Genomic DNA, 803 nt, shown 5'->3' on the forward strand with positions numbered 1-803 from the left:
GTGGAAAAGAGCTGGTTATCGAAAGAAACAGTGAGGAGAAGGGGAGGAAGAAGAAGAGAAAGAAGAAGAAAAAAGGGAGGGAGAGGAGGAAAAAAAGGAAAGGGAAAAAAAGAAGAGGGGAGGAGGGGAGAAGAAGGAAGAGAAAGGGAGGAGAAGGAAGAGAGAGGAGAAAGAAGGGAAAGAAAGAGAGGGAGGAGAGGAAGAAGAAAAGAAGGAGAAAGGAGAGAGAGAAAGGGGGAAAGAAGAGGGGAGGAGAAGGGAGAGGGGAAGAGAGGGGGAGAAAGAAGGAGGGAAAGAAAAGGGGAAAGGAAGAGAGGGAAAAAAGAGAGGGAGAGAGAAAGGAGAGGAAAAGGAGAAGGAGGAAAGGGAAGAAAGGGGGGAAGAAAGAAGAAAGAAGAGAAGAAAAGGAGAAAAAAAGGGGAGGGAAGAGAGAGGGAAGAAAGGGGGGGGAGAAGAGGGAAGGAAGGAGAAGAAGAAGAGAAGAAAGAGAAGAGGAGAAGAGGAGGAAGGGAGAAGAGGAGAGGGAGAGAGAGGGAAGGGGAGGGGAAAAGAGAGGGGAAGGGGAAGGGAGAAGAGGGGGGAGGGGAGAGAGAAAAGGAAAAAGGAAGGAGGAGGAGGGGAAGGAGAGGGGGAAGGGGGAGAAAGGGGAGGGAAGAAGAGGAAAAAAAGAGGGAGAAGAGGGGAAATTGAAGAAAAAGAAAAAAGATGAAATAATGGGAATAAGATATAATAAAATGAGAGGGAGATGAAAGAAATAAAAATGGAGGGAGAAAGAAGGGCGGGGAGCTAGCGGGCACTGTTAA

At 47.9% G+C, this 803-nt stretch carries 1 protein-coding gene; it reads left to right on the plus strand.

All coding sequences use genetic code 11. The annotated features are described in order from the left end of the window. Window positions 1-749: hypothetical protein (locus tag K5Q92_RS24580; protein ID WP_220771253.1), on the plus strand; the 749-nt coding region annotated here is incomplete at its 5' end. Between the last annotated feature and the right edge of the window lie 54 nt (window positions 750-803).

It is taken from the genome of Shewanella sp. MBTL60-007 (assembly GCF_019654915.1).
In the GTDB taxonomy this organism is placed as follows: Bacteria; Pseudomonadota; Gammaproteobacteria; order Enterobacterales; family Shewanellaceae; genus Shewanella.